This window comes from Arthrobacter sp. SRS-W-1-2016 (genome assembly GCF_002009585.1).
Classification (GTDB): Bacteria; Actinomycetota; Actinomycetes; order Actinomycetales; family Micrococcaceae; genus Arthrobacter; species Arthrobacter bambusae_A.
Genome location: NZ_MTPV01000017.1, coordinates 1 through 24,477, shown reverse-complemented (window position 1 = coordinate 24,477; position 24,477 = coordinate 1). Strand labels below are relative to the sequence as shown.

Genomic DNA, 24,477 nt, shown 5'->3' with positions numbered 1-24,477 from the left:
CTGTGGCCCCCCAACCCCCCCCCCCTTTTTTGGGTCCAAACCCCCCGCCCCCCCCCCTTTTTGGGGGGGGGGGCGCCGTCGTCCGCGTTGGAGTGACGCTTAAACGGCTGTGGCCCCGGACCGAAGTCCGGGGCCACAGCGTTTGCAGTTGGGTTCTTAGCTCTCGCCGGCCGAGTTGGAGCGGCCGAGGATGGTCTGCGGGATCCAGAACGCGAGGCCAAAGAGGACCAGGCAGACGGCCATCGGCCACGTGTTCTCAAGCGTCAGGAAAGTGAGGGAGTAGATGGCGCCGAGGAACAGGACCATGCTGATCACAAAGAGCAGGATGCTCTGGCCCAGCGGGTTCTCTTTTTCGATGGGCTGGCTGGTGTTCTGTGACATGCTTTCCTCCTCGGCCCCGAGGGGCTCAAAAACTATGGCGGCTGCCGGGAAACTCAGTACGCGGATGAACCTTGTTCACCTTTGACGATGGCAATTCCGGAGCTCGCACCGATACGTGTTGCACCAGCAGCAATCATAGCCTGTGCATCGGCCAGGGAGCGTACTCCGCCGGAGGCTTTGACGCCGAGGTCCGGCCCCACGGTCTTGCGCATGAGGGCCACGTCTTCCACCGTGGCGCCGCCACCGTTGAAGCCGGTTGAGGTCTTGACGAAGTCCGCCCCTGCCTCCACGGATGCCTCGCAAGCCAGGACCTTTTGCTCGTCATTCAGCAGGGCGGTCTCGATAATGACCTTCAGGATGGCTCCACCCGCGTGGACCGCCTCCGCTACGGCCGTGATGTCATCCACCAACGCGCCCTTGTCTCCAGCGCGGGCCGCGGCGATGTTGATCACCATGTCCACTTCATCCGCACCGTCCAACACTGCGCCGCGTGCTTCGAAAGCCTTGACGTCGCTGGGTGTGGCGCCGAGCGGGAATCCGACGACCGAGCAGGTGAGCACACCGGAACCCTTGAGTGCCTTGGTGACGGTCTTGACCCAAATCGGATTGACGCACACGGACTTGAACTTGTACTCCGCGGCCTCCGCGCAGATCTGGCGCACCTCGGCTTCGCTGGCCTCTGGCTTGAGGAGAGTGTGGTCGATGTAGGAGGCGATGGTTGCACTATTGTCCAGTGCGGGGGAGGCTTCGTTGCTCATGGAGGTCCTTCCGTGGCGGGCCGGATGTGCCGCACGGGTCGCGGCTCGTCAAATGACCATCTTGCCACACTGCCCGGCCGCCGTGGAGGCTCCCTGTGGGGCGCCGGGGCGCCCGGTATCGGGCTCCCTGGCCCCCCAGTCCGGCGAAGGCACCCGGCTGCGCCGTCTCAGGCCGCGGCGACGGCGGAGCGTGCTGAACGCGGGGACTGCGCGGGGCTGGAGGTGCGGAGCCTGGCGTCTTCCTCGAGCCGGGCGGCGCAATGGGCCGCCGCGGCATTCGAGGAGAACACGAGACCAAGGCGCATGCCGTCCCGGGAGGCGGCGTCGCCGATCGCCCAGATGCCTGGCACCGACGTGGCGAAGTCGCGCCCCACCCTGATGCCGCCGTCGGGAGCTGTTTGCAGGCCCGCGCTTTCAGCGAGCCCGTTGCGGGGGAGCCGTTCCTCGGCGAGCACCACAAGATCGCCGTTCATGCTGCTCCCGTCCTCGAAGACGATCCCGGTGGCCGGCAGGGCCGAACCGGCGACGGAAGGCATGACAGCGGCCGGCCGCAAGGTGGTTCGGATAGGCCGGACTCCGCGGGCACGCAGCACAGCCTCGGCCTGGCCGGCTGCCGGACCGGTGCCAACCAAAATGCCCAGCGGCCGACGGCCCAGAACGCGGGTGATGTCCTGGACCGCGGTGCCGATCTGTTCGGCGTCGTCGATGGTGGAGTAACTCAGGCTGCGCGCGGCGCCTTGGACCGGAGGAAACATGGGGGAGGAGCCGGTGGCAATGACCAGCTGATCGTAGGGGAACTCGAGGCCCTCCGTGGTGGTGACCGTGCGGGCGTCGGCATCGATGAAGCTCGCGGCCTGGCCGAAACGCATGGAGACCTGGGGGAGGGCGGCGAGCTCCAGGAGCGCATCCGGGCAATCGTCGCGGTTGCTCAGGACGGTGATGGTGCCGTGGAATGCAGCCGTTCCCGGCTGTCGCGAAGTAGTGCTGCTCCCTGTCAGCCGACGGACCAGGGCCTGGGCTGCGGGCCCGGCTCCTGCGATGACGAGGTGGATGGAACCTGCGGACGGGGGGATGGACATGGCGGGTCCCTTCGCTGAACTGAGCTGTGGTTGATGTGCCTGTGCCCAGCCTAGGCGCGGGGTTTTTCGGTGGTGTTTCCCTGTTGTTGCCATTTGGCGGTGGCCCGTTCCCTGATGGTTACCAGCCGGTAATGAGCTGGGTCACACAGGGGCGGGCGCCGTTGAGTTGCGGATGACCAGCTCGGGGGTGAGGCGCTCGTCCGCGATGGGAGCCTCGGGATTGTTGAGCCGGTCCATGGCCACGGCTCCGGCGACGCTTCCCAGTTCCATCGCGTGGAGGTCGACCGACGTCAGGTCGATGCCGTGGAGCCGGCCGGTCCGTGAATTGTCATAGCCCACCAACGACAGGTCCCCGGGAATGGCCAGGCCCCGCGCGTAGGCGGCTTCGCGTGCCGCCAAGGCGAACTGGTCATTGTGGGCGAAGATGGCGGTCGGGCGGTCCGCTGAGCCAAGAATTTCAACTGCGGCACGCTGCCCGGCATCTTGCGTGAAGTCATCCGCCGCTACCGTCCAAGGGACCATGCCGGCGTCGCGCATCGTCTTTTCGTAGCTTTTCCGCCGGACCGTGTGGCCGTGATAATCGGGTCCAGCCAGATGGGCGATCCGGGTGTGTCCAAGGCCGAGGAGATGTTCGGTAGCGGCGCGGGCGCCGGCGTCGTCGTCCGAATACACGCTGTCGACGCCGGGTACCGGCCGCGCGACGCTGACGATCGGGACTATTTGTGCAAGTTCCCGTACCCGTTCGTCCGGGTCGAGCAGCGTTGCGGCGATGATGATCCCCACCCGTGCTTCGATCAGCGATTCCAGGGCACCCGGATCCACGCCGTCGATAGACTGGGAGACGCTCAGGATGAGTCGGTTGCGGATCTGCGGGAGTGCCATCCTCACGCCGCTGAGGATGTCGGCATAAACCTCGTTGTGGATGTCCATCAAATAGAGCCCGACGGCGGAGCGATGCTTGCGCGCAAGGTCGGCGGCGGCCGCGTTGGGCCGGTAACCGAGACGTTTTGCAGCGTCGAAGATGGCCTGTTTCGTCTCGCCGCTCACACCGGGAGCATCGCGGAAGGCGAAAGACACGAGCGTGCGGGAGACACCTACTTCACGGGCCACATCGCTCTGTGTCGCGGGACGGAGCTGCCGGTCAAGACCCATGCCCTCATCTTCCCACGCCCGGGAAGTCTCAATTAAGTCATTTGTTAGATTGACCTTACATTTAAGCCTTTCGCGCGTTAGTCTGTTATTCAGAGCGGGTGTATGACTCGCATCACAAGACAAAGGAGTCCTGATGTCTGCAACGCAAAGCCATGGGGGAGTCGGCAGCGCAATCGCGCTTCCTCCACTGACGAGCGGGCCGCACCGCAAGCGCCTTGGCATGGTCGCCCTGATCGCCACCTTCGGCGGCCTGCTGTTCGGCTATGACACAGGTGTCATCAACGGGGCGCTCCGGCCGATGACGGCCGAGCTCGGCCTCACCCCGTTCACCGAGGGCATCGTCGCCAGCTCGCTCGTCTTCGCGGCGGCGATCGGCGCGCTTTCGGGCGGACGCATCTCCGACGGGTGGGGGCGGCGCAAGACGATCATTCTGCTGGCTGTGCTGTTCTTCGCCGGCACCCTGGTGTGCGTGTTCACACCGAGCTTCGGCGTGCTCGTCGTCGGCCGCGTCCTGCTCGGCCTCGCCGTGGGCGGCGCCTCGGCGGTGGTCCCGGTGTTCCTCGCGGAGATGGCCCCGTATGAGATCCGCGGCTCCCTCGCGGGCCGCAACGAGCTCATGATCGTCGTCGGCCAGCTGGCCGCCTTCGTGGTCAACGCCATCATCGGCATCGTGTGGGGCGACATCCCCGGCGTGTGGCGCATCATGCTTGCGGTCTGCGCGTTGCCGGCGATCGCGCTGTTCTTCGGGATGCTCCGCGTGCCCGAGTCGCCGCGCTGGCTCGTCGAGAAGGGCCGGCACGACCAAGCCCTCGCCGTGCTGCGCTCCGTCCGCTCCGAGGACCGTGCCCTCGCCGAGCTCGGCGAGGTCGAGAGCGTCGCCAAGGAAGAGCAGCAGAGCCAGCAGATCGGTTGGCGTGCGGTCTTCAGCAACAAGAACCTGTTCCGCATCCTGCTCGTGGGCATCGGCCTGGGCGTCGCCCAACAGCTGACCGGCATCAACTCGATCATGTACTACGGCCAGACGGTGCTCGTCGAGTCGGGCTTCAACGAGAGCGGCGCGCTCATCGCGAACATCGCGCCCGGCGTGATCGCCGTGATCGGCGGCGTCATCGCCTTGTCTCTCATGGACCGGATCGACCGTCGCAAGACCTTCATCCTGGGCCTCACGCTGACCACCAGCTGCCACCTGCTCATCGGCTTCGCCTCCATGATGCTGCCCGTGGGCAACCCGATCCGCCCGTACCTGATCCTCTTCCTGGTGGTTGCCTTCGTCGGGTCCATGCAGACGTTCTTGAACGTCGCGGTGTGGGTCTACTTGTCGGAGGTCTTCCCGCTGCACATGCGCGGCTTCGGCACCGGCGTCTCGATCTTCTTCCTCTGGGTCGTCAACGGGTTCCTTTCGCTGTTCTTCCCGTCGTTGGTCGCGGGGGTCGGGATCACCGGCACGTTCTTCCTCTTCGCCGTCGTCGGCGCGCTCGCCCTGGTCTTCGTTGTCAAGCAGGTTCCCGAAACCCGTGGCCGCACCCTGGAAGCACTCGAGGAAGACGTCACCACCGGTGCCATCTACCTCGTCCACAAGAACCAGGGCTAGACGCGGAGCCGATAGCCCCGCTTGACTACGGTTTCCACGAGCTTCCCGTCCGGCAGCGAGGACCGCAAGCGGCTCACCGTCATGTCCAAGGCATGGACCGAGCCACGCAATTCCAGTAGGTCTGATAGCGCCTCGCGGGACAGCACGGCGCCCCCGGCTCCCAAAAGCGCCCGCAGCAGGAGCAGCGGAGCCGGGGCCAGTTCCACCACGGAACCATCGACCCTCAAACAGCGGCCCCGGAGCTCGATATGCCCGGCGGGAGTGTCGAGCCGGCGCACATGGTTCAAGGCCAGGTGTTCCGTCACGAGGCGGATGAGCGCGCCCATGCGGTAGCGGTCCGGGATGAGCGGGGAGAGCCCGGCGTCGATCAGCGGCTGTGCGGTGACGGGCCCGACGGCGGCGACGGTCACCTGGGTCTTGAGGGCATCGACCAGCTGCCGGTACAGGCCCATTTCGTGGGCCGTGCTCCACATGGCGTCTACCGCGGGCGCGCTCGTAAAGGTGAGCACATCCAAGTCTCCAGAGCATGCGGCTTCGATGAGGCGGGGAAGCTTGTCTTCGCCGTCGGGCTTGACCCAGCGGTAGGGCGTGACGGTGAGGACAGTCGCGCCGGACATCCTTAGGCGTTCCAGCTGGCGGACGTCGGTGTAGCCGTGCAATTGCACGGCGACGGTCTTCCCCCGGACGCCTTCGTGAAGGAGCATGTCCACCAGCGTGGCGGTGGTTTCGTCACTGCTGATCCCGACGTCGGCAAGTCCTGCCGCGCGGACCGCACCCCGCGCCTTGGGTCCCCGCACGAACATGCGGCAGGCGGCCAGGACGTCGAGGAGTTGCTCGCCGATGCCGAAGGAGTCCGCGGCCTCGCACCAGCGCCGCATGCCGTAGGCGGTGGTTGCGATGCAGATATCGGGCTTGGCGGCGATGATCGTTTTCGTGTCCTCGATGAGCGTCACGTCTTCCTGGACCGGGGCGATCTTCAGCGCCGGGGCGTGCAGCACCGAAGCGCCACGCCGTTCGAGCGCCTCGATCAAGTCGCGTGAACGCCGGTGTGAAGTCACTCCGATGCGGAAACCGTCCAAGGGCGCGTCGTCGTTTAATGCCTGGGTGGCCAACGCCGAGCCAGCATCGAGGGAATCAAGGGCATTCAACGTAGTCATGCGTATTCTTTCAGGCTTCGAGGAGGGAAGCTGCGAGGCGGTCCAGGTCTGTCGTGGCTTCGGCGTGGCTGCGGTTGGCTTCGGCCACCCGGACCACCTCGCCGATGACCAGGACGGCCGGGTTGGTACAGCCGGCGGCCGCGGTTTCGATGGTACCGAGTTCGGCGATCGTGGTGCGTTGTCCGGGGCGGTAGCCGCGTTCGACGACGGCCATGGGCATTGCGGGGTCCATCCCGGCCCGCCTTAGCCCGGCGGCGAGCTGGGGGAGGGTCCCGATGCCCATCAGGACCACGATGGTCCCGCCAAGCCCGGCGAGGTGCGTGTGCTCTTTTTCGGTCAGGGGTGCGTGGCCGGAGACCACCGTGAACATGTGGCTGACCTCGCGGTGCGTGACGGGAATGCCTGCGGCCGCGGGGACCGAGATGGCGCTCGTGACGCCGGAGATGACGCGGACAGGGACGCCCGCCTGCACGCAGGCGCTGACTTCTTCGCCGCCGCGGCCGAACACATAGGGGTCACCGCCTTTGAGCCGGACCACGTTCTTGCCGCTCAATGCGGCGTCCACCATGAGCTTTTCGATGTCGCATTGGGCGACCTTGTGGTGCCCCGGGCGCTTGCCGACGTCCACCATCTCCGCGGACGTGAGTTGCGCCAGTTCCGCGTAGGGGGCAAGCCGGTCGTAGAAGACGACGTCGGCGTCCCGCAGCGCGTTGACCCCGCCCACGGTGAGCAGGTCAAGGGTGCCGGGTCCGCCGCCGACCAAGGTGACGTGGCCTGACCCGCCCGCGGGAGGTTCGCTGGCGACGGGAATCCCCGCTTCGCGGCAGCGTTCGAGCAGGGGTTCCCATCCGGGCTGGCCGTCGTCGACGGCCGCGACCAGGAAGGGACGCTCGGGCAGCGGGCCGTCAGCGTCGGCGCCGTCGGGGGTGCTGAGCCGATGGACGACGGCGCCGGCGGCTTCGAAGCGCCGGACTGCTTGGCGTGCGGCGTGGGCCGAGCCGGTGATCAGAACGTCGCGGCCTGTGAGGTCGAGGGTGAGCTGCATGGCTTGGCGCTCCTTAGTCCTGGCCGCGGACGGGGATGGTGCTGGCGATGAGGACGCCGCCCTTTTCCTCGTTGGTGGCGGGGCGGATCTGGCCGCGTTCGGGGACGAACGCAATGGCCTCGTCCTTCTGGTCGGGGGCGTTGACGAAGGAACGGAAGCGGCGCAGGCGTTCGGGATCCTTGAGGGTTTCGGCCCATTCGTCCTGGTAGTTCTCTATGTGCCGGGCCATGGCGGCCTCGAGCTCGTTGGCGATGCCGAGGGAGTCGTGGATGATGACGTCTTCGATGTGCTTGAGGCCGCCGTCGAGTTCTTCCTGCCAGCGGGCGGTGCGCTGGAGGCGGTCGGCGGTACGGATGTAGTACATGAGGTAACGGTCTATGTATGTGATCAGGGTGTCGTCGTCCAGGTCCTGGGCGAGGAGTTGGGCATGGGCGGGCAGGAAGCCGCCGTTGCCGCCGACGTACAGGTTCCAGCCTTTGTCGGTGGCGATGACGCCGACATCCTTGCCTCGGGCTTCGGCGCACTCGCGGGCGCAGCCGGAGACGCCCATTTTGAGCTTGTGCGGGCTGCGCAGTCCACGGTAGCGCAGTTCCAAATTGATGGCCATCGCGACCGAGTCCTGGACGCCGAAGCGGCACCAGGTGGAGCCGACGCAGGATTTCACAGTACGCAGGCTCTTGCCGTAGGCCTGGCCGGACTCGAAGCCGGCGTCGACGAGTTCCTTCCAGATCTCCGGGAGCTGTTCGAGGCGGGCGCCGAACATGTCGATCCGCTGGCCGCCTGTGATCTTCGTGTAGAGCCCGTACTTCTCGGCGACGGCGGCAATGACCCCGAGGCCCTTCGGCGTGATCTCGCCGCCGGCGATGCGGGGGACCACGGAGTAGGTGCCGTCCTTTTGCATGTTGGCCAGGGCGCGGTCGTTGGTGTCCTGGAGGGTGCCGCGCCCGGCGCCCAAGACGTATTCGCTGTTCTGCGAGGCGAGAATCGAGGCGATGGTCGGCTTGCAGATGTCGCAGCCCGCGCCGGTGCCGTACTTGGCCAGGATGTCCTCGAAGGATGTCAGTTCCAGGACCCGGATGGCGTCGAAGAGCTCCTGGCGGGAGAGGCTGAAGTGCTCGCACAGGGCCTTGGAGACTTCGATGCCGGATTTCTTCAGTTCCCCTTCGAGGAGTTTCTTGAGCATCGGGACGCAGGAGCCGCACTGCGTCCCGGCCCGCGTGCAGGTCTTCAGCTCACCGAGTTCCTGGACGGGGGCGTTTCCGTCGCAGGAGCCGCAACCGTTGATGGCGTCGCGGACGCTGCCTGCGGCCACGTTGTTGCAGGAGCACAGGATCGCGTCGTCGGGCAGTTCGGTGTCGGGCGCGTCCCCGCCGCCGGCTGCGGTGAGGTAGGCGCCGGGCTCGGCCGGGAGCTCGCGGCCGAGCAAGGGGCGCAGGCTCATATAGGGGGTGGCGTCGCCGACGAAGATCGCGCCGAGCAGGGTCTTGGCGTCGTCGGTGGTGACGATTTTCTGGTAGACGCCCCGGGCCGGGTCGGCGTAGACGATTTCCAGGGAGTGCTCGGTGGTGGCGAACGCGTCGCCGAAGCTGGCAACGTCCACGCCCGAGAGCTTGAGCTTGGTGGCGGTGTCAAAGCCTGGGAAGGTCGCCTGGCCGCCGTGCAGCCGGTCGGCCACGATCTCGGCCATGGTGTTCGCCGGCGCTACGAGCCCCAGGCACATGCCTTCGAAGTTCGCCACCTCACCGATGGCCCAAACACCGGGGACCGGCGTGGCGCAATGGTCGTTGATGACCACGCCGCCTTTCTTGCCGAGTTCGAACAGCTGTCCTGCGCCGTCCGCATTGTCCCCGGCGCGAAACAGTTCATCGCGGGGGCGGATGCCGATGGACGCGATGACCATGTCCGCGGGGATGATGCGGCCGTCCTTCATGAGGACTCCGGTGACCCGGCCGTCGTCGTCGGACAATACTTCGGCGGGGTAGGTTCCCGTCAGCACTTCGAGTCCCTTGGCAGCGACCAGCCGGCCCAATGCCTGGCCGGCGCCCTCATCCAGCTGGGCGTTCATAAGCCAGCGCGAACCGTTGATGACAGTGGCTTGAGCGCCCAGCTCCATGGTGCCGGCTGCTGCTTCCAAGCCGAGGAGGCCGCCGCCGATGGTGACGGTCCTGACGGTCCGCCCGAGCGTCTCCCTGAGTTCGGCGATGGCATTGTTGATGGCCCACACGTCGTCGAGGGTGCGGTAGACATGGGCGAGCTCACCGCCGGGGAAGGGGAGCCGTGCCGCGTCCGAGCCGGTGGCCACCACCAGGTGGTCGAAGCCGTACGTATTGCCGGCCGCGGTTTCCACGGACTTGGCCTCGGGATTGATCTTGACCACCCGTTCACCCGTGCGCAGGTCCAGGGCCTCGTGCTCCCACATGGACATGTCCCCCAAGCTGAGGTCGTAGTCCACATCGGTCAGTGCCTTGCTCAGGGTGACCCGATCATACGGAACATGATCTTCCTCGGCCAGGACCGTGACGTGCCAGCCCTCAAGACCGCGGGTATGCATGGCATCGGCGAAACGGTGGGCCGCAGGGCCCCCGCCCGCCACGACAATACGGCGCAGGTTTTCTGGGGTGGAGGTGTGTCCGGTCACTGGTGGCCTTTCGCATACGCCGCAGAACGTGCTCCGCAACTTGTCATTTCAGACTACGGACGGGCGGTTTCTCCTCAGTTTCCCTTTTGTTTCGTGGCCTTAACTTCTGGGTCACGATTGGATGTCGGGACGCGTGAGGTCTCTTTTACGCACCGGACACATTGACTGCGATCGAGTGAAACACTGCCCGCCTACCTTGAAGGTATGGCTGCTGCGCGGCCAGGGCCTGAAAGGAAGGGCAGCATTTGTCCCGACGCAGGCATAGTGGAAAGGGTTGACATGACCGTCATTCTGGAACGGGAAGAACAACTGACGAGCGCGTCGACGGCGTCCGGCTGGCACCGGATATGCCCGTTGGATGAGCTGGAGCCGGCTTGGGGCGAGGCAGCGTTGATCGACGGCGTGCAGGTGGCGCTCTTCCGCGTCGACGCCGAAAATGTCTACGCGGTTGCCCAGCAGGACCCGGCAACGTTGGCCAACGTCATGGCCCGCGGCATTACCGGCTCCCGGGGATCACGCCCCACCATCGCCTCGCCGTTGCACAAGGAGGTCTACGACCTGCAGACCGGTGAGTGCTATTCCAACCCCGGGCTCCGGCTTCCGGCATTCAAGACCCGGATGGTTGACGGTTTCATCGAGGTCGAAGTCTAACTAGAGCCCAAGCGCCTCGCGGACGTCCGCGAGTATGTGATCCAAAGTGGTTCGCGCTGCCTGCCGGGTTTCCGCGAGTTCCGCCGCAGAGCCGACCGGCTTGATGACCTCCAGGTAGCACTTGAGCTTCGGCTCGGTGCCGCTGGGCCGGATGATGACGCGGCTTAGGTCCTTGGTCAGGTAGAGGAGGCCGTCCGTCGGCGGCAACTGCTCGCTTCCCTCGGCCAAGTCCACAAAGGTCTCGATGGCGGATCCGCCGAAGGATTCCGGGGGATCGGCCCGGAGCCGGTTCATCATGGCGTCCAGCAATCCAAGGTCCGCCACACGGATGCTGAGTTGGTCACTCGCATGCAGGCCGTGCACCAGGTAGATCTCGTCCAAGGTGTCGAAGATCGTCTTTCCTTCGGCCTTGGCCGCCGCAGCCAGTTCGGCGATGAGCAAGGAGGCCGAAATGCCATCCTTGTCCCTGACGAGTTCGGGCGCCACGCAGTAGCCCAGGGCCTCTTCGTAGCCGTAAACCAGCCCGGGCACGCGGGAAATCCACTTGAATCCCGTCAGGGTCTCCTCATGCGCGAAGCCAGCCGCCGCGGCGATGCGGGAGAGCAGCCGGGACGAGACGATCGAATTGGCAAAAACACCACGGCTTGAGTCGCTTTGCCGGACATCGGCGGCGTGCCGGGCCACGACATGCGACCCAAGCAGGGCGCCTACTTCGTCGCCGCGCAACATTCGCCAAGCACCCGTGTCCGGGTCCTTCGCCGCCACGGCCGCACGGTCGGCGTCGGGGTCGTTGGCCAGCACGATATCGGCATCCAAGCGCGCCGCTGCCGCCAAAGCCAGGTCCAGCGCGCCGGGTTCTTCCGGGTTGGGGAAACTGACCGTGGGGAAATCCGGGTCCGGCGCTGCTTGCTCTTCAACGAGTGAGACGTCCGTGAAGCCCGCGGCATTGAGTACCGACACCGCAGTCTCGCCGCCCACGCCATGCATGGGGGTCAACACGATCTTCAAATCACGGGCCGGGAAATTCCCGACGTCGGCCAGGCCGGCCATCGCGGCTTCGTACTCGTCGGCGATCGACTTGGGCAGCTCAGTCCAACCGGATCCGGCCAGTTCGATGGAATCCAAAGGGCCCACGGCTTCGATGCTTGCGGCTATCTGCGAATCGTAGGGCGCCACGATCTGGGACCCCTGGCCGCTTTCCTCTACGGCCCGGCCGCCCAGGTACACCTTGTATCCGTTGTCCTGCGGGGGGTTATGGCTCGCTGTGACCATGACCCCGCCGTCGCAATCAAGGGAACGGACCGCGTACGCCAGCAGCGGGGTAGGAAGCGCCGAAGGCATCAGGAAGGTGTCGATTCCCGCGGCCGTGAAGATGGCGGCAGACTCGAGCGCGAAGACGTCCGAGTTGTGCCTCGCGTCATAGCCGACGACGGCGCGCGGCCGCGTTCCTGGGGAAGCCGCAGCAACGGCGTCCTTGAGGAAGGCCGCCAGGCCTGCTGCCGCCCGGCGCACCACCACGCGGTTCATCCGGTTGGGACCGGGACCGAGGGCGGCGCGGAGCCCCGCGGTACCGAACTGCAACGTTCCGCTGAAGCTGTCTTCAAGCTGTTGACGTGCTGCGGCGACGCCGCCGGAGGCGAGTTCGGTCAGCTCGGACAGTGCTGCCGCGGTGGCCGGGTCCGGATCCTGGGCAGCCCATTCGCCGGCGTCGGATATCAGCTTTTCAAATTCGGCATCGCTCGATGTCATAGGAACAAAGCTATCGTCAAAGAGAATGAATGCCGAGGTCACGAGCTATGGCAGCCGTCACAGTCCGGTCGCCCCCACCCCAACTGACTCGCATTTGTTGTCGTTATGGGGCGTTTTAACGACAACTACTGCGAGTCAGTTGGGATGGCGGGGGTGCCTGGCGGTGGGGACTTGCGAGGCGAGGGTGGCGGTGGGGATGAGTTGGGGTGCACATCGTCAGGGTTGCATTCGCGTACTGCTGAGCCTGAAGCCCGCGGTGCCTCCCGCGCTGAAGGCGGCAGCACCCGTGTTGCCCCATTGCGGGAAGAAGATGTCCGAGATGACCGTCGATCCGTCTTGTGTGAATACCTCCACGGACGAGGAATCCAGAAGGATGCGGAGATGGACCTTGCCGTCCTTCATGGGCACGGAGGCTTGGTGGTAGGGGCTGAATTTCGGCGAGAAGTTGGAGGTTCCGGCCGCCGATCGGTCCACTTTCAGGGTCTGGCTTGCGCGGTTGTACGAGATCCGGAGGCCTGCCTTACCGTCCGAGGAGGCCCGCAACACTATGCCGGCGTCCGCTGAGCCCGCAACGTCCATTTCGGCGTCGATCAGCTGGGTTCGGGATCCAAAGTCGCTGCCGAGGGACTCCGTGGAGTCAGTGACAGTGAGGTTTTCGCCATGTACTTCACGGGTCTTTGCGTCCGTGAGCGCATCCATGGCAACCTGGGCGATGGTCGAATGGAGCTCGAAGCGGCTTCCCGTGGCTACGAGGGTGAGTTGGCGGGGAATGGCCATGGATCCGCGCCACGGGGTGCTCGGTACGGACTGCGCATAGTCCCAGTTCCCCATCCAGCCGAGCAGTACCGGCTTTCCACCGGGAGCCGCGGTGATGGTGTTGGCAGCGTAGAAGTCCGCTCCATGGTCCAGCCACTGCGATTCCGTCAGCGGGTCACCCGGCTGTGCCGCGTTTTCTGCCGTGAACCGGGTGCCGTCGAAATCGCCCACGAAGTACTGCATGCCGGAGCCTCCCGCGATGCCGCCCGGGTTGATGCTCAGGATAAGGACCCACTTCTTCCGTCCGTTGCCGCCGTCGACGTCCATCTGGAGAAGCTCGGGAACTTCCCAGAGACCGCCCTGGGCGCCTACCCCCGAGAAGTCGCTGAGGAAGTCCCAGTGCAGCAGGTCCTTGGATTTGAAGAGTTTCACCACGTGGGCGTCAGCTACCACCGTGGTCATGACCCAATAGTTGCCGGGCTGGTACCAGATGATCTTGGGGTCCCGGAAGTTGTTCGAGGCCGGCTTCAGGCTGAGCACCGGATTGCCTTTGTACTTGGTCCAGGACGTCCCGTGGTCCAGGCTGTAGGCCACGGACTGGGCCTGGCTGCCTTTGGGCAGAGCCCCGCCGTCGCCATATGAGCTCGTGTAGAGGGCTACCAGCGGTGGGTTTTCAGCGGTGCCCAGGCCGGAGGCGTTGTTGGTGTCCGGAACGATGGCGCCGGAAAAGATTTCCTCGCTGGCGGAGCCTTCCATGGCTACGGGCTGTTGGGTCCAGTGCACCAGATCGGTGCTGGTGGAGTGGCCCCACGACATATCTCCCCAGAAGTTGCCGTGCGGATTGTGTTGGTAGAACGCGTGGTACGTGCCGTTTTCGTAGACAAGCCCGTTGGGATCGTTGATCCAGTTCTGCGATGCCGTCAGGTGCGCGGCGGGCCGCCACGGGTCCGATTCGGACGGCGCCGGGGCAGAAGTTCCGACGGCGGACGGCGGGTTCGCCGTGGACGGTGAGGCGTCCGGCGTCGGGGTGCAGGCGCTCGCAGTCATAGCCAGGACGACGGCGACGACTGCGAGTACCCCCTTGCGAGCGGGCCGGAAAGGGTGTTGGGGAGAGTAGAGCATGGGACTTCCTGGGTTGTGGCGCGGGGCGCCCGGGGAGAACCGGGCGCCCCACGTTGCCGGGCAGGCAGCAAATCCCCTGCCTGCCCGGCGGATATTGACGGTGGCCTACTTGTAGAGGCCTTCCCCTCCGACGCGGACGTTGGTGGGGAGGTAGCCGAACGGACCGAGGCCGTTCTTGCCGAAGCTGCGGTCCACCTGCGTGATGCCTCCGGCGAAGTTGATCTTTACCGTAGGGGAGAGGGACCCTCCACGGACTCCGTCGACGTTGTCGATGAATGACTGCACCAGGCCGCCCGGCTGCACGTAGTGCGAGTAGGCCTGGAACTGACGACCGTTCTGCTGTGCCGACTGGTTGCCGCTCGGGTTGTTCGCCGGCAGGTTCAAGTCGGTCGGCGAGCCGAGCGCGAGGCCCGAGTTGTTCACGGGCTGGAAGTCGGAACGGACACCGTTGCCAACAAAGCCGTAGACGCCGTCGGGACCACGCATGCCATCGGCATAGGTGAACTGGTGGCTGATGGTGAACAGGTAGTACTTGTTCTGGCCGTTTTCGTTCTGGATGAAGATTTGCGGGCGCTCGGTCTGGTCGTTGACGCAGTTGGCGGACAGGATCGGCGGCAGGAAGTGCCACTGGGTCAGGTCCTTGTTGTCTGCGACAGCCAGGCCGACGCTCGCCGTCTGGAACCACGAGCCGGTGGTGGTGTTCACCGTATTGGTGTTTTCAGCATGCGGATCGCCGGGACGGTAGCCGAGGTCAGCATCCGTGCACTTGTAGGCGCCGCGGTCTCCGGCAGTGTTGCCTTCGAAGACCATGAAGGTCTGGCCCGGGTGGGCCGGGTCTTCGAAAGTGTACGGGTCGCGGAAGGCGAAGCCGGCGTTCTGGGCCTTGGTCTGGTAGAGCTTTCCGTCCGGCTCGAGCAGCTTGGTGTGCTGGAAGCCGTCGAAGGTCACACCGTTCTTGTCGGCGTGGATGTTTCCGAGGGCCTTGGCGATGACTGCGTCCGGAGCGATGCCGCCGCCGCCCGCGTTGCGCTCTGCACGGTCATAGAACGTGGTGGCCGTGTAGAACACGTTGACGTGGTCACCCTGCATCAGCCGCGTTGAGCCGGACCATTCGGTGTTGCCGATGGAGGTGTTGTCCAGGAACAAGTGTCCGCCGTAGTTCCACTTGTCCTTCGCGGGGTCGGCGTTGGTCTTGCGGAAGAAGTAGCCGATGCGGGCGTTCCAGTGGCGCTGGTCGAAACCGTAGCCCGCGTGGCGATCGGCGACGAGGGAGAAGATGACGTCCCAGCCCTTGTAGCTGATTTGGTTGGCGTTCTGGTCGGTCAGGGACCACGTGTCCCAGACCCAGACGTCGTCGTTCATGGCGGGGAAGTCCTTGGGGATCTCCGGCATGGTCACGTTGGGGCTCATGGAGTTCACGCCCGGAGCGACGTTCGGGTTGCTCTGGGCCATGATCTGTTTGGCATCCGCCCGCGTCCACTTGGACGTGAAGTTTGCTGCGGGATCAAAGGCTTCTTGCGTGTGGACCGTCGGCAGCGGGAATCCCGGCGTGGGGGCCGGCATCGTGGTGGCCGGCTTGTCGGCCGGCAGGTTTGCCTGGGCAGCGGGGGACGCAATGAGCACCGTGGCGGCCACGCTGGCAGCGGCCGCGAAAGCGGCTGCCGACCGCAGGCGGCGGCGTGGCCTGTTGGGATTTGAGTGAGATTTCATGCTTGCTCTTCTCGCGGAGGTTGGACTGCGGGGAGTGGGCACAAGCCCTTGTCCGAACTCCGGCGTTCCCGGTAACACCGATGGCGTTGTCAGGAACGCCATCGTCTCGGGCGGAGGGGATTCCTAGGAAGCCCCGTCCTTCGGTCCTGGCACGTCGACTTGCCGGGACCGTTCAAAGCTTGACGCGCGCTGAATGCGGCTGCAACTCGTATTTCGAGCGGGCTGGGAGGCCATCGCCCACATGTCAGACATATATGCGCAAGCGCTTACATCTTTACATCGCGCGCGTGCCATGGAAAGCGCGGCGGGTCAAATATTTCTGAATAAATCTGATTTATTAGAAAAGTTCACATGCCATTAACAGTGGGGCGAATTGACTTGACAGGAGTTGGAAAATTGCAGTGACCACGCCTGTCGCCTGTGCTTGCTTGGATCCCGGGCGCGGGAGCTGGCGGGCAACCCCGGACCGCTTCTACCATCTCGCTTCAGATGCAAAACTGCCCGCGCCGGGATCCGACGCGGGCAGTCCGGTGGTTGGTGCTGGCGCTATTTTGCCTTCGGGGAGCGGGTCCGCACCAGGGCTGTGACGCCGGCGGCCAGGCCGATGAGGCCGGCCGCGAGGCCGAACCAGCCGGCCGTGGATCCGGCGTCGCTCGTCGACGCCGCAGCTGACGGAGCAGGTGTCGCGGACGGTGAGGACGTGGAAGCCGCGGCATCGTCACTGGCGGTGGTCACGAACGAAGGGGCCGGGTGTTCCGGTTCGGGCTGTCCCGCAACAGTCTTCTCGTCCCATTTCACTATTGAGCCGTCGGTGTACGTCTGGGTCGCCGGCAGCGACACAGTGGTGCCGGCGTCGGGCAGGACTCCCACGGAGATCGAGAACGCCTGGTATTCGTTCTGCCCGATCTGGTGGGCGGCGTCCGCAGTCCACACCACTGAACTGATCGCCTTGGTCACTGTTGCTCCGGCAACCGTGATGGGCTTGGGCAGGGTGGTGGTGACGAGCTGGGTCGTCCAGCCCTCAACGGGTTTCACGGACACCGAGTTGAAGGGTGTATCGGTGGGGAGGGCGACTTCGAGCTTGTTGGTCTTGGCTGTCGCGGACTCGTTGGGGACGTTGAAGGTCAGGTGGGTGTAGCCACCAGCTGCGGGGTCGTCGGGATTGACGTTGACGTGTGCTGAGGCGGCTGAGACGCCGAAGGCGAGCAGCCCCGCGGCCATCATGGGAGCGGAGGCGGTTTTGAGGGTGCGGCGGCGTGAGGATTTCATGGCAAGGTGCCCTTTCACAAAGGAAAAGCGGTGGGGGCCGGGCGGACGTGGGTCCGGACCGGTGAAGGCAGCGAGTTGCCGCCGGGACCCTTTCCGTGTGTGATGACGGGTCTTAGGCGGCGGGCGCCAGGGTGGGTGGACCGCGCCGCGAGGGAAGCCGCAGTCCGGCAAGGCCGCGGGGACGCACAGCCGGAGCCGTGCGGGGGGCCGGGGTGCGGAGCGGCTGAATCGCTGTTGGAGCCGGCAGTTGGACCAACGGTCGCAGCCACGATGCCAAGGCCCACAGCGCTTGTTCGCCGCGTGCAAGCACAAGCGCAGTGCCCGCGGTTGCCAGGGTGTGCGCTGCGAGCATTTGCCAGTCGATTGCCGCGGCGTGGCTCGAGGCGATGGCGCCTACGGCGTCGGGCGCCGGCGACCAAGGGACATGTCCAGCATGCCCGGACGGTAATTGGGTCGCGGTGGAGGTCCCGGACAGGGCGCCGAACGCCCAGTGAAGACAGAGTTCCCCGGCCCCTAGCAGTCCTGCGAGGGCCGGAAACGACAGCCTGGCGCGCGTCAGGATGGCGACAGGGAGGATCGTCAAAGCACAGAGCGCCGTCAGAATGGCTGGCGTCGGAAGGTTTCCGCCGCCGGCAAGGTGACCACCCGCGGCCAAGCCCAGGATGATTGAGCCGATCAGGCTTGTTCGTAATAGCCGGAAAGGCGCGGATGTCATGATCGGCGGTCCTTTCCGGTTCGGTCGCAGTGGCGGAGAATCACTCAAATTCTACGGTGCCGCCCGGGCCGGAAGTGCCGGGGAGCCCTGACTCCCCGGCACTCGATCAAAGTTTGGCGATGATGTCCGCCAGGAGGCGCGAAATGCGTGCACCCGCCGTCTGGCCCGCCTCGATGACTTCCTGGTGGCTCAGCGGTACCGGGCTGATGCCTGCGGCGAGGTTTGTCACCAGCGAGATGCCGAAGACCTCCATGCCTGCATGCCGGCCGGCGATCGCTTCCAAAGCAGTGGACATGCCCACCAGGTCCGCGCCGATTCGCTTGGCGTACTGGACCTCGGCCGGAGTTTCGTAGTGCGGGCCGGTGAACTGGGCGTAGACGCCTTCATCGAGCGTCGGATCCACTTCGCGGGCCAGGCCACGGATGCGCGAGGAGTACAGGTCCGTGAGGTCGACGAACGTGGCGCCTTCAAGGGGCGAAGCCGCCGTCAGGTTGATGTGGTCCCTGATGAGCACCGGAGTTCCGGGGGTCCAGGCCTCGTTCAATCCGCCGCAACCGTTGGTTACCACCAAGGTCTTGCATCCGGCCGCCGCGGCCGTGCGCACGCCGTGGACCACTGCGCGGACGCCTTTGCCTTCGTAGTAGTGGGTACGCGCGCCCAGGACGAGGGCCCGCTTGCCCTGCTTCGTCAGTACCGAGCGGATGGTGCCCACATGCCCCTCAACGGCAGGAGCATGGAAGCCGGGAACCTCCGACGCCGTGAGGGTCGCCGTCGTTTCGCCTATGAGGTCCGCAGCCGCGCCCCAGCCTGAGCCGAGGACAAGCGCGACGTCGTGCGATTCGACGCCGGTCTCCGCCGCGATGTAGTCGGCCGCAGCTTTGGCGGCCTCGAATGGGTCTGTTTTCATCAGCTCTGTGTTACTCACTGGTACAAACTACAGTGCCGCGCGCGCTGTTGAACAGGGCGCAGCCGGGCAGGCAAACGGCCTCGGCGGGCGTTCTCAGGTGGGGCTTAGTGGCAGGTCCGCCGGCATTAAGTGAGAATTGAACATTGTGACCATGCATCCTGACTTCAGCTCACCACGAATCGCGATCCTGGGCGGAGGTCCAGGCGGATATGAAGCGGCCATGGTCGCAGCGCACCTGGGCGCGCGGGTAACCCTCATCGAGCGCGCCGGTCTCGGCGGCTCAGCCGTCCTCACCGACGTCGTACCCTCCAAAACCCTGATCGCGACGGCGGATCTCATGACCCGCGTCGGCGAGGCGGGGGAGCTGGGAGTCAAGTTCGCCGTCGACGGCGGCGATGTAGCGCCGCGCATGCGCGCGGACCTCGCACACATCAATGACCGCGTCCTGCACCTCGCGCGGGAGCAGTCCGACGACATCCGGGTGGGCCTCGAAAACCTGGGCGTGGAAATCCTGATGGGCTCCGGCAAGCTCCTCGACAACCACACCATCGAGGTCATCACCTTGGACGGCGTCAAGACGATCACCGCCGACGCCATTCTTCTCGCTGTCGGCGCCCACCCGCGCGAGCTGCCCACGGCAAAGCCCGACGGTGAGCGCATCCTGAACTGGGCACAGATCTACAACCTCGAGGAACTTCCGGAAGACCTGATCGTCGTCGGTTCCGGCGTCACCGGCGCAGAGTTCGCTTCCGCCTACAACGGCCTTGGCTCGAACGTCACCCTGATTTCGAGCCGCGACCAAGTGCTTCCCGGCTCGGACACCGATGCGGCCCAGGTCCTTGAGGGTGTCTTCAAGCGCCGCGGCGTGCGCGTTCTGTCCCGCTCGCGCGCGGAGGCCGTTGAGAGGACCGACGCCGGCGTGAAGGTGACGCTCGGCGATGGCAGCACCGTCTCGGGCAGCCACTGCCTCGTGTGTGTTGGCTCCATCCCCAACACTGACGGAATGGGCTTGGAAGAAGCCGGGGTGGCTGTCACGGAGTCCGGCCACATCAAGGTCGACGGCGTGTCCCGCACCACGGCGCCGAACATCTACGCAGCGGGCGACTGCACCGGGATCCTGGCCCTCGCCTCGGTCGCTGCCATGCAGGGCCGCATCGCGGTTGCGCACTTCCTGGGCGACGCGGTCATGCCGATCAAGCTCCGCCAGGTGGCGTCAAACATCTTCACTTCACCGGAAATCGCCTCCGTGGGCGTCTCCGAGGCCGACCTCGAATCCGGCAAATACCAGGGTGACGTGGTCATGCTCTCCTTGCTGAGCAACGCCCGCGCCAAGATGCGCAATTCCAAGGACGGCTTCGTCAAGATCATCGCGCGCAAGGGTTCGGGCACCGTGATCGGCGGCGTCGTCGTTGGACCGAACGCCTCCGAGTTGATCTTCCCGATCGCCGTCGCAGTGAAGCAGAAACTGCATGTCGACGACCTCGCGAGCACCTTTACCGTTTACCCCTCGCTGACCGGTTCCATCTCGGAAGCGGCGCGACGGTTGCACGTTCATATGTAAGGCATGGCTCTCGACTCGCATTCGGATCTGTGACACATTAGATGCCCCACGACGCGCGTATTCGCGTGTCGTGGGGCATTTTGCGTCGCGTGAAACCAGATGGCCGATCCAAACTGCTCCGTGCTCGCGGTGGATCGGACATCCCACTACCCGCCACGCCGCTGCGCCCGGCGGCGGGTTCGTCGTGTTCCGTAAGGTGCGCGATCCTCGGATGGTGACGGCGGCTGCCCAAGCGCCGGGTCAAATGCCGGGGCCGCGCCGGCTCGCTCTGCTGGATCCGCCCGAGGATCGCGACGGCGTGGTCTTGCTGTGCGGCCACCACCACCATCTGATCCACAAGGAAGAATGGCTCATCCAAGTCCAAACCGGCGTGCCTTGGTTCATCCCGCCACCCCACATCGACCCACGGCAACAACCGCGCAAGAACCGCTACTTTCAGCTGTGACCACGTGTGTCCGTGTGATGGAAACTGTCAGGCTAGGCGATGCACGGGCAGCTATCGGCAACCGCAACAACGTAGAACCCAAGCTCGAGGAACTGTGCCGGCAGCACGGTACAACAACCGAAGGCGCATTCCGGGAGGCCTTGGCGAATTTCGATCTCCAGACTTTCCTCGACGCCGCGGAGCTCACCGACGGAGATAGGGAGGGTTTGTTCACGTGGCGCGGCGCGGCAAAAGGACACTCAAGCCTGGAGGCATAGACCCCTACGCCGCAACCCCCTGGAAATGCCGCTCAATAATCCCCTTGATGTCCCCATGGCACCCGCCGCACCCGGTCCCCGCGCGGGTCGCTTTGGAAACCTCCGGCACGGAGGAGCAGCCATCCAGCACGGCTTCCTCGATGCTCGCACCGCTGACGCCCGCGCAGCGGCAAACTGTGCGCTGCGGATCATCATTCGAAGCAGAGGAACCCAGCTGGTCCGGCCCGTCCAGGCGAAGCAGGAGCGAACGGTCTGCGGGCAGTTCGGAGCCGCGTTCGAACAGCATCACGAGCTCCGCGGCGGTGCGCGGCATGCCTACCGTCACGAGTCCTTCGAGCGCGCCGCCCCGCGTGGTCATTTTGACGTAGCGGCCGTGTTCGGGATCGGCCCACTGGGCGACCTGGCGCCGGGGCATCCCCTCGGAGACGCCGGCGGACAATAACTCGTCGTCCCACGGCTCGGCGCTGTTGTCCCCGGCGACCGCCAGGTTGATGCCGCGCGCCTTCAACACCACGACGCCGGGCTTCTCCTGGGGCAGGGGCGCCAAGGCGTCGGCAGCGTCCGGCCCACCCTCGGCAAGAAGGATCAGGTACTCGGCAAGCCACTCGGCCTGCCGCCAGCCCGGACCCACCAGTCCGGCCGGGCCCGACGCGGTGCGGCATTCGGGGCACTCGGCATCGGCGCAGCGGACTTCGGCGCAGTCGCCGATCGCGAACATGTGCGGCTCGTGATAGGTCCGCAAGTGGTGATCCACTAGGATCCCGGTGGCCGCAGGCAACCCACAACCTTCGGCCAGTTCGATCCGCGGACGCACGCCGCAGGACAGAACCAGAAGGTCACCTTCGACCCTCGATCCATCGTTGAGTACCAGGGCGGAAAACATGCCCTGCGCACCGTTGTGTTCCACCGCCGTGGAACGGGCGTTGCCCACCATGGTGATCCCGCTGTTGCGGAGGCTCGCCGCGAGAACAGCCCCGCCTCCGCGGTCGATATTGCGACCCAGCGGGAAGGAACCGTTGTGCACCACTGTGGTGAGGGCGCCTTCTTCGGCCGCAGCCAAGGCAGTTTCGAGGCCGAGTACACCGCCGCCGAGGACGATCACGCGCTTGCCGGCAGTCACGGCGTCGCGCAATTGCGCGGCATCTCGGAGATCGCGGAGGGCCGTCACCCCTGAAGGGAGTACAGGGTGCGAAGGATCGGGGTTGATACCCGCGAGGTTCGGAATGACGGGCCGCGAGCCTGTGGCGAACACCAGGCGGTCGTAGCCGGGCGTGGTCCCATCCGAAAGGACCACCTGCTGGCGGGCGCGGTCGATGCGTTTGACCGTGACGCCCAGCCGGACCTCGACGCCGTCGGCCGCCAAAGCGGCAGCGTCCGCCATCGCGAGTGCCTCCGCGGTGGTCCGCCCCACGCCGAGTTCCGCCACCATGACGCGGTTGTACGCGGCTTCGGCTTCCTGCCCGACGACGAGCAACCGGACAAGGCCGCTCCGCACGGCAGGCACCAACTCGTCCACCAGCCGGGCCGCGACCGGCCCGAATCCCACCACCACAATTCGCTCGCTCACGATGCCTCCTTGACTTGGATTGGCGGTGCCGCCTTACGGACCCAGACCGTGCTGGTCTTGAACTCCGGCATGCCGGAAATAGGATCGGTGACCGCTTCGGTGAGCAGGTTGGCGCTGCCCGCTCCGGGGAAATGGAAGGGGAGGAAGACGGTGTCCATCCGGATGCTGTTGCTGAGCTCCACCCGGCACACGACCTCTCCGCGCTCGTTGGAGACCCGGACGAAGTCTCCGTCGGAGATTTTCCTGCCAGCCGCCGTCGCGGGGTGGATCTGCAACAGCGGTTCCGGCTGCGCCGCCGCAAGTTCGGCCACGCGGCGGGTCTGGGCGCCCGACTGGTAGTGTTCCAGCAGCCGACCGGTGACGAGCGTCAGCGGATCAGGATCAGAGCCGACGACGGCGGTGTGCCGGGACCGCTTCTGCGGCGCCACCGGGACCATCACCGCGCGTCCGCCGGCGTGCGCGAAACCGTCGAGGAAGAGTCGCGGCGTTCCCGAACTGCCGGTGGGATAAGGCCAGTAGGCGGCTTCCCCGCGGTCCAGCATGGCGTAGTCGATTCCGGAGTAGTCGGCCAGGCCGCCCGCCGAGGCAAGCCGGAGCTCCTCGAAGACGGTCTCGGGATCGTCGCTGAACGTGGACGGTGCGTCGAGCGATTCGGCGAGCCGGGCCATGAGCCACAATTCGCTGCGGACGCCCGGGGGAGGGCTGAGTGCCTTTCGGCGGCGGAGCACGCGGCCCTCGAGGTTGGTCAGGGTGCCTTCTTCCTCGGCCCACTGGGTGACCGGGAGGACCAGGTCGGCTTCCAGCGCCGTCTCGGACATGAAGAAATCGCAGACGACAAGGAAATCCAGGCTGCGCAGGCCCTCGATCACGGCACCGGCGTCGGGGGCTGACACTGCCACATTGGCGCCGTGCACGAAAAGGCAACGGATACCGTCGGGCTGTCCTAAAGACTTCAAGAGCTCCACGGCCGGAAGTCCGGGGCCGGGGATGAGGGATTCGTCGACGCCCCACACTTTGGCGACGTGGGCGCGGGCGGTGGGATCGGTGATCTTGCGGTAGCCAGGGAGCTGGTCGGCCTTTTGACCGTGCTCGCGGCCGCCCTGGCCGTTGCCTTGGCCCGTCAGGGTGCCGTAGCCGCTGCGGGCAGATCCCGGCAGGCCGAGGAGGAGGCTGAGGTTGATCGCTGCCGTCGCGGTGTCCGTGCCGTCGACGTGCTGCTCGACGCCGCGGCCGGTCAGGATGTAGCTGCCGCCGCGTCGGGCGCCGTCGGCAAGTCGGCGGGCGGTGTCCCGGATAAGCGTGGCGGGCACGCCGGTTATCGACTGGACGCGCTCCGGCCAGAAAGCGGAGAGGCTGCGAACGATCGCCGGATAGCCGGTGGTGCGGTCCTGGAGGTATTTAGTATCGGCGAGGCCTTCATGGACCACCACGTGGGAGATGCCTAGCAGTAACGCAAGGTCCGTTCCGGGGGTCGGCTGCAAGTGGATGCCGCCGCCGTCGCCGGTGAATGCGGCCGTCGCGGAACGGCGGGGATCGGCAACGATCAACCCGCCGGAATCCCGCGCGCCCTGCAGGTGCTGGACGAAAGGCGGCATGGTCTCGGCAACATTGGAGCCGAGGAGGAAAATGACGTTCGCCGAATCAAGGTCCTCCACCGGGAACGGGAGGCCGCGGTCCACACCGAACGCGCGGTTTCCGGCTGCCGCGGCGGAAGACATGCAGAAGCGTCCGTTGTAGTCGATGCGCGAGGTTCCGAGCGCCAGGCGGGCGAACTTGCCCAATTGGTAGGCCTTCTCATTGGTGAGTCCGCCGCCACCGAACACGCCGACGGCGTCGGGACCGTACTGTTCGCGGGTCTGCTTGACGGCTCCGGTGACCAGCATGAGTGCCTGGTCCCACGTAACCGGCCGGTGGACGCCGTCGGACCCTTTGAGCATGGGTTCCGTGACGCGTCCGCTGTGGTTCAA

Annotated in this window: 20 protein-coding genes; 5 read left to right on the top strand and 15 right to left on the bottom strand. The window is 65.8% G+C overall.

Features of this window, described 5'->3' with window-relative positions; all coding sequences use genetic code 11:
- Positions 1–156: 156 nt before the first annotated feature.
- The 4 genes from BMF89_RS04460 to BMF89_RS04445 form a co-directional block, all read right to left on the bottom strand.
- A complete protein-coding gene (locus BMF89_RS04460) occupies positions 157–381 on the bottom strand; it encodes a hypothetical protein (protein ID WP_078105872.1) in 225 nt (74 codons plus the stop codon).
- Between the two features lie 53 nt (positions 382–434).
- Positions 435–1,139, bottom strand: a complete 705-nt coding sequence (deoC, locus tag BMF89_RS04455) for a deoxyribose-phosphate aldolase (protein WP_078105871.1) — start codon at positions 1,137–1,139, stop codon at positions 435–437.
- 167 nt (positions 1,140–1,306) lie between these two features.
- Entirely contained in the window at positions 1,307–2,218 is a 912-nt protein-coding gene (locus tag BMF89_RS04450; protein WP_078105870.1) for an FAD-dependent oxidoreductase, read from the bottom strand.
- Between the two features lie 141 nt (positions 2,219–2,359).
- The gene (locus BMF89_RS04445) at positions 2,360–3,370 is read right to left on the bottom strand and encodes a LacI family DNA-binding transcriptional regulator (RefSeq protein WP_078105869.1); all 1,011 of its coding nucleotides are present in this window, start codon (positions 3,368–3,370) and stop codon (positions 2,360–2,362) included.
- Positions 3,371–3,503: 133 nt separating this feature from the next.
- Here BMF89_RS04445 and BMF89_RS04440 point away from each other — a divergent pair, with 133 nt between their 5' ends.
- The gene (locus BMF89_RS04440) at positions 3,504–4,961 is read left to right on the top strand and encodes a sugar porter family MFS transporter (RefSeq protein WP_078105868.1); all 1,458 of its coding nucleotides are present in this window, start codon (positions 3,504–3,506) and stop codon (positions 4,959–4,961) included.
- Here the strand turns inward: BMF89_RS04440 and BMF89_RS04435 are convergent.
- From BMF89_RS04435 to nirB, 3 genes are read right to left on the bottom strand one after another with little or no spacing between them, the layout of a single operon-like run.
- Positions 4,958–6,118, bottom strand: a complete 1,161-nt coding sequence (locus BMF89_RS04435) for a uroporphyrinogen-III synthase (protein WP_078105867.1) — start codon at positions 6,116–6,118, stop codon at positions 4,958–4,960. The two genes, BMF89_RS04440 and BMF89_RS04435, sit on opposite strands and share 4 nt — an antisense overlap.
- Before the next feature lie 10 nt (positions 6,119–6,128).
- On the bottom strand, positions 6,129–7,163 hold the full coding sequence (gene cobA, locus BMF89_RS04430) for a uroporphyrinogen-III C-methyltransferase (RefSeq protein ID WP_078105866.1): 1,035 nt from the start codon (positions 7,161–7,163) through the stop codon (positions 6,129–6,131).
- A 13-nt stretch (positions 7,164–7,176) separates the two neighbouring features.
- Positions 7,177–9,801, bottom strand: a complete 2,625-nt coding sequence (gene nirB / locus BMF89_RS04425) for a nitrite reductase large subunit NirB (protein ID WP_078105865.1) — start codon at positions 9,799–9,801, stop codon at positions 7,177–7,179.
- A 279-nt stretch (positions 9,802–10,080) separates the two neighbouring features.
- Between nirB and nirD the strand changes: the two genes are divergently transcribed.
- Entirely contained in the window at positions 10,081–10,452 is a 372-nt protein-coding gene (gene nirD, locus BMF89_RS04420; RefSeq protein WP_078105873.1) for a nitrite reductase small subunit NirD, read from the top strand.
- On the opposite strand, the gene BMF89_RS04415 is transcribed toward nirD, so the two are convergent.
- The 6 genes from BMF89_RS04415 to BMF89_RS04390 all read right to left on the bottom strand — a co-directional run bounded on the left by BMF89_RS04415 (position 10,453) and on the right by BMF89_RS04390 (position 18,680).
- Positions 10,453–12,201 (bottom strand): phospho-sugar mutase, encoded by a 1,749-nt coding sequence (locus BMF89_RS04415; protein ID WP_078105864.1) that lies wholly within the window; start codon positions 12,199–12,201, stop codon positions 10,453–10,455.
- Between the two features lie 216 nt (positions 12,202–12,417).
- Positions 12,418–14,079 carry a glycoside hydrolase family 32 protein gene (locus tag BMF89_RS04410; RefSeq protein WP_078105863.1) on the bottom strand — a complete coding sequence of 554 codons (1,662 nt, stop codon included), beginning with the start codon at positions 14,077–14,079 and terminating at the stop codon, positions 12,418–12,420.
- Positions 14,080–14,184: 105 nt separating this feature from the next.
- Entirely contained in the window at positions 14,185–15,789 is a 1,605-nt protein-coding gene (locus BMF89_RS04405; RefSeq protein ID WP_078105862.1) for a glycoside hydrolase family 68 protein, read from the bottom strand.
- A 546-nt stretch (positions 15,790–16,335) separates the two neighbouring features.
- Positions 16,336–17,058: a YcnI family protein gene (locus BMF89_RS04400; protein ID WP_078105861.1), complete on the bottom strand. Its 723-nt coding sequence runs from the start codon at positions 17,056–17,058 to the stop codon at positions 16,336–16,338.
- Between the two features lie 112 nt (positions 17,059–17,170).
- Positions 17,171–17,773, bottom strand: a complete 603-nt coding sequence (locus BMF89_RS04395) for a hypothetical protein (RefSeq protein WP_078105860.1) — start codon at positions 17,771–17,773, stop codon at positions 17,171–17,173.
- Between the two features lie 106 nt (positions 17,774–17,879).
- Positions 17,880–18,680 (bottom strand): purine-nucleoside phosphorylase, encoded by an 801-nt coding sequence (locus BMF89_RS04390; protein ID WP_253190695.1) that lies wholly within the window; start codon positions 18,678–18,680, stop codon positions 17,880–17,882.
- A gap of 145 nt (positions 18,681–18,825) precedes the next feature.
- Here BMF89_RS04390 and BMF89_RS04385 point away from each other — a divergent pair, with 145 nt between their 5' ends.
- The 3 genes from BMF89_RS04385 (at position 18,826) to BMF89_RS04375 (ending at position 20,943) form a co-directional block, all read left to right on the top strand.
- Entirely contained in the window at positions 18,826–20,241 is a 1,416-nt protein-coding gene (locus BMF89_RS04385) for an NAD(P)H-quinone dehydrogenase (RefSeq protein WP_078105858.1), read from the top strand.
- A gap of 211 nt (positions 20,242–20,452) precedes the next feature.
- Positions 20,453–20,686: a hypothetical protein gene (locus BMF89_RS04380; RefSeq protein WP_139359537.1), complete on the top strand. Its 234-nt coding sequence runs from the start codon at positions 20,453–20,455 to the stop codon at positions 20,684–20,686.
- A 14-nt stretch (positions 20,687–20,700) separates the two neighbouring features.
- The gene (locus BMF89_RS04375) at positions 20,701–20,943 is read left to right on the top strand and encodes a hypothetical protein (RefSeq protein WP_139359536.1); all 243 of its coding nucleotides are present in this window, start codon (positions 20,701–20,703) and stop codon (positions 20,941–20,943) included.
- A gap of 4 nt (positions 20,944–20,947) precedes the next feature.
- Here the strand turns inward: BMF89_RS04375 and BMF89_RS04370 are convergent, their stop codons facing one another.
- Positions 20,948–22,510: an FAD-dependent oxidoreductase gene (locus BMF89_RS04370; protein WP_078105855.1), complete on the bottom strand. Its 1,563-nt coding sequence runs from the start codon at positions 22,508–22,510 to the stop codon at positions 20,948–20,950.
- Positions 22,507–24,477 (bottom strand): molybdopterin oxidoreductase family protein (locus BMF89_RS04365; RefSeq protein ID WP_078105854.1); only part of this gene is annotated, 1,971 nt, incomplete at its 5' end. The genes BMF89_RS04370 and BMF89_RS04365, both read right to left, overlap by 4 nt.

Coding starts and splice junctions, on each gene's coding strand:
- BMF89_RS04405 (WP_078105862.1), bottom strand. CDS start 15,789: ATGAAATCTCACTCAAATCCCAACAGGCCACGCCGCCGCCTGCGGTCG.
- deoC (WP_078105871.1), bottom strand. CDS start 1,139: ATGAGCAACGAAGCCTCCCCCGCACTGGACAATAGTGCAACCATCGCC.
- BMF89_RS04445 (WP_078105869.1), bottom strand. CDS start 3,370: ATGGGTCTTGACCGGCAGCTCCGTCCCGCGACACAGAGCGATGTGGCC.
- BMF89_RS04460 (WP_078105872.1), bottom strand. CDS start 381: ATGTCACAGAACACCAGCCAGCCCATCGAAAAAGAGAACCCGCTGGGC.
- BMF89_RS04400 (WP_078105861.1), bottom strand. CDS start 17,058: ATGAAATCCTCACGCCGCCGCACCCTCAAAACCGCCTCCGCTCCCATG.
- BMF89_RS04390 (WP_253190695.1), bottom strand. CDS start 18,680: ATGAAAACAGACCCATTCGAGGCCGCCAAAGCTGCGGCCGACTACATC.
- cobA (WP_078105866.1), bottom strand. CDS start 7,163: ATGCAGCTCACCCTCGACCTCACAGGCCGCGACGTTCTGATCACCGGC.
- nirD (WP_078105873.1), top strand. CDS start 10,081: ATGACCGTCATTCTGGAACGGGAAGAACAACTGACGAGCGCGTCGACG.
- BMF89_RS04450 (WP_078105870.1), bottom strand. CDS start 2,218: ATGTCCATCCCCCCGTCCGCAGGTTCCATCCACCTCGTCATCGCAGGA.
- BMF89_RS04395 (WP_078105860.1), bottom strand. CDS start 17,773: ATGACATCCGCGCCTTTCCGGCTATTACGAACAAGCCTGATCGGCTCA.
- BMF89_RS04440 (WP_078105868.1), top strand. CDS start 3,504: ATGTCTGCAACGCAAAGCCATGGGGGAGTCGGCAGCGCAATCGCGCTT.
- BMF89_RS04415 (WP_078105864.1), bottom strand. CDS start 12,201: ATGACATCGAGCGATGCCGAATTTGAAAAGCTGATATCCGACGCCGGC.
- BMF89_RS04380 (WP_139359537.1), top strand. CDS start 20,453: ATGGTGACGGCGGCTGCCCAAGCGCCGGGTCAAATGCCGGGGCCGCGC.
- BMF89_RS04435 (WP_078105867.1), bottom strand. CDS start 6,118: ATGACTACGTTGAATGCCCTTGATTCCCTCGATGCTGGCTCGGCGTTG.
- BMF89_RS04410 (WP_078105863.1), bottom strand. CDS start 14,079: ATGCTCTACTCTCCCCAACACCCTTTCCGGCCCGCTCGCAAGGGGGTA.